The organism is Kitasatospora nipponensis, assembly GCF_039528135.1.
Taxonomy (GTDB): Bacteria; Actinomycetota; Actinomycetes; order Streptomycetales; family Streptomycetaceae; genus Kitasatospora; species Kitasatospora nipponensis.
In genome coordinates this window covers 1-3,514 of the sequence record NZ_BAAALF010000358.1, presented here as the reverse complement: position 1 = coordinate 3,514, position 3,514 = coordinate 1, and the positions used below count along the sequence as shown (strand labels likewise).

The following is a 3,514-nucleotide window of genomic DNA, read 5'->3' as shown; positions in this document are numbered from 1 at the left end:
GCAGCAGCTTGGCGACGTGCGCGGTGGAGGCCAGCTCACCGCGCCCCGACGCCCCAGCAGTGAGCCGCCGCGCTGACGAGCACGGGTCGCTCCGCGCTAGCCGGCCGACTCGGTCAGCTCGCGGGCCTGCTTGACGTCCACCGCCATGCGGTCCAGCAGCGCGTCGATCGAGTCGAACTTCTCCATCCCGCGCAGGTAGGCGAGGAAGTCCACCGCCACGTGCAGGCCGTAGAGGTCCAGGCCGACCCGGTCGATGGCGTACGCCTCCACGGTGCGGGTGGTCCCGTCGAAGGTCGGGTTGGTGCCCACCGAGATGGCGGCCGGCATCCGCTCGCCGTCAGCGGTCAGCCAGCCCGCGTACACGCCGTCGGCCGGCACCGCGCTGTGCGGCACGGTGTCCACGTTGGCGGTCGGGAAGCCCAGGTCGCGCCCGCGCTGCGCGCCGCGCACCACGATGCCCTCCACCTGGTGCGGGCGGCCCAGCACCTCGGCCGCGCCGCCCACGTCACCGGCGGCCACCAGGCGGCGGGCCAGGCTGGAGGAGAACGGCTCACCGTCGCCGGCCTCGCCGGAGACCTGGAGGTCGACCACCTCGACCTCGAAGTCGGCGGCCCGGCCCAGCTCGGCGAGCAGCGCCACGTCGCCCGCCGCGCGGTGGCCGAAGCGGAAGTTCGGGCCCTCGATCACCAACCGGGCGTGCAGCGCGTCGACCAGCACCTGCTGGACGAAGAACTGCGGCGACTCCTGGGAGAACTCCGCGGTGAACGGCAGGACCAGCACCGCGTCCACGCCCAGCGTGGAGATCAGCTCGGCTCGGCGCGGCTGCGGGGCCAGCAGCGGCGGGTGGCTGCCCGGCCGGACCACCTCGCTCGGGTGCGGGTCGAAGGTCACCACCACGGCCCGGACGCCCAGTTCGCGGGCCCGCTCGACCGCACGACTGATGATCAGTTGGTGTCCCAGGTGCACTCCGTCGAAGGATCCGATGGTGACGACGCTGCGCCCCCAGTCACCGGGAATCTCCTCCAGGCCACGCCAGCGCTGCACCCTGACCGCTCCTTCTCCATGGCGTTTTCGCTTCGAGCCACCCCTACCGGGTGCTCAAACGCTCGAACTCGAACCCCTATAGCGTGCCATGCGCCGCTCCGCGCCCCGGCACCGGAACGCCACCTGCGCGCGGCGGGCCCACCACGGCGGTGCGCAGCGGCGCGCGCTCGGCCTCGGCGGCCGCGTACTGCGGGTCCCGGCCGCGCGCCAGCAGCGCGCGCATCGCGGCCAGCAGCGGGCCGCCGACCGGCGGACGGTCCTCGGGCGGCCACTCGGCGAGCAGCTGGGCGAAGGCGGCACTGCGGCCCGCGCAGCGCACCAGCAGCGCGTCCAGCCGCTCGGGCGGCGCTTCGGCCCGCGCCCAGGCGTCCACGATCCGCGCCACCACCGCACGGGCCCGCCGCGGCTCGGTGGCGGCCCCCGGCGCGGCGACCCGCTCCAGCGTGGGCTCCAGCACGGCGGGGTCCTGCTCGGTGGCCAGCAGCCGGTCCAGCAGCTCGCGCCGCAGCCCCGGTGCCTCGCCCACCCCCGGGTCCACCGCCTCCTCCGGCGCCTCGCCCACCGCCCGGGCCACCGCCCCGTCCGCCGCACCGTCCGCCGCCAGGACCAGCGCGAAGGCCCGCCGCACCGGCGCCGGGCGGTCACCGGGACGGGCGCCCAGCAGGGCGGTCAGATCCCCCCGGGCCGCCCGGCCCAGCGCGAGCCGGCCGTCCAGGTAGCCGGCCACCAGCTCGGCCCACTCCGGGTGCCCGCGCAGCAGCCGGCCGACCAGGCGGGTGGCCGGATCGGGCAGGCCGTCCGGCGCCCCGGCCCGCCCGGCCGGGGCCGGCGCCCGGGCGAGCACCCGCAGCACCGCCGCCGCGCCACCGCCCGGCCGGGCGAGGCGGGCCTCGACGGCCGCCAGCACCGGCTCCGGGTCGCTCTCCAGCGCCGGACCCAGCACCTGCGCGCCGACGAACGGGTCGTCGGCCGCGAACGCCCGCAGCGCGGCGGGCAGATGCCGACCGCGGGTCAGCGGGTCGCGGACCAGCAGGGCCAACGCCGCGCCGTGCAGGCCCGGTTGGTCGTCCCGGGCGAGCAGCGCGCGGGCGGTGTGCCGCAGCAGGTCCAGTCCGGCCCCGGCGGCGTACGGCGCGACGAGCAGCGCGCGCACCGCCGCCGCCACCTGCCGCTCGGGGCGCGGGTCGTGGCTCCAGCGGTCGACGGCCCGGCAGAGCGCGGAGGGCTCGTCCACCGCCAGGACGGTCAGCAGCGCGTCCGCCCTGGGGTGCGCCGCGGCCACCAGTGCCTCGGTCAACTCGTCGACGGCCAGGGCGCGGTGGGCGTGCAGCAGGTCCTGGGCGCACCGGCGCGACCGCCGCCGCCCCGGCCCGCAGCCCGGCGGCGGGCATGGCCTGGAAGCCCGCTTCGGGGCCGTCCGCGCGCACCAGCGAGCGCAACAGGTCCAGCCGGACCTCGGGCGTCAGCGCCAGCCCGGCCCAGAAACCGGGGCCGAAGACCCCGAGCCCGCCGCCCACCGCACTCTCCTCGCCCACCGCAGGGTCCTCGCCCACCGCCCGCCGCAGCCCGGCGAAACCGCCGACCCGCGCCGCGCAGAGCGCGATCCGCTCGGCCAGCCGCACCAGCAGCGCGCGGTGGGCGTCCGGCTCGGGGCTGGCGCGCACCGCGGCGGCCACCAGCCGGGCCGCCCACCAGCGGGCACCGTCCGTGGTCTGCGCGCTCTCCAGGGCCTGCCAGAGCCGCTCCAGCCACGGCTCCAGCGCCGGCGCCCCACGGGAGGCGGCCAGCGCCCGCAGCGCCGCCTCGACCGCCCCCGCGCGATGCCTGGGCACCGCCCGCGGCACGGCCCGGCCGCGCGCCCCGGCGTCCGCGAGCAGCAGCCCGAGCGCCGCGTCCAGGTCCAGGTGCAGGCCCTGCAGCCAGTCCGCGCACTCCTCGTGGGCCAGCCGGTAGCCGTCCCCCGCGGGGACGAACAGCCCGTCCACCAGGACCGCGCGCGCCCACCCCTGCGCCGCCGGGAAGAGTTCCTCGAAGGCGGCCTGCCCCAGCGCGCCCTGGCCGGGACCGAGCATCCGGCGGGCCGCCTCGTGCACCCGCCCGGCCACCAGGGCGGCCAGCCGGCGCAGTTGCCCCGGTCCGGCCGACACCGGCGCCGCCGCCGGGCCGGGTACGGCGCCACGGCGGTGCGAGGCCGGCCGCGCGGCGCCCGGGCCCGCGCCGTCCGCGATCAGCCGGGCGATCGCCAGGCACCGCAGGTCGAGCCAGCCCGCGTAGAGCTCGGCCTCGCCGGCCGCCGGGTACGTGACGCCGGCCGCGGCCAACTCCCCGGCCAGCCGCAGGACCAGCGGACGGCAGGGGGCCGGCGGCGGGTCCACGCCGTAGCGGCGGGCGGCGCGCTCCAGGGCCTCGCCGAGCAGCCGGCCCAGCCGGTGCAGCCGGTGCCGCGGCCCGGCGGGCCGCGCGCAGCCGG

At 79.1% G+C, this 3,514-nt stretch carries 2 protein-coding genes and 1 pseudogene; 1 reads left to right on the top strand and 2 read right to left on the bottom strand.

Annotation, left to right across the window (positions count from 1 at the left end):
* Positions 1–96 precede the first annotated feature (96 nt).
* Both ABD323_RS40060 and ABD323_RS40055 read right to left on the bottom strand, forming a co-directional pair.
* Positions 97–1,044: a bifunctional riboflavin kinase/FAD synthetase gene (locus ABD323_RS40060; RefSeq protein ID WP_344447039.1), complete on the bottom strand. Its 948-nt coding sequence runs from the start codon at positions 1,042–1,044 to the stop codon at positions 97–99.
* Positions 1,045–1,120: 76 nt separating this feature from the next.
* On the bottom strand, positions 1,121–2,341 hold the full coding sequence (locus tag ABD323_RS40055; RefSeq protein ID WP_344447038.1) for a hypothetical protein: 1,221 nt from the start codon (positions 2,339–2,341) through the stop codon (positions 1,121–1,123).
* A 523-nt stretch (positions 2,342–2,864) separates the two neighbouring features.
* Between ABD323_RS40055 and ABD323_RS40050 the strand changes: the two are divergent.
* A pseudogene (locus ABD323_RS40050) lies at positions 2,865–3,514 on the top strand (hypothetical protein); the annotation flags it as partial.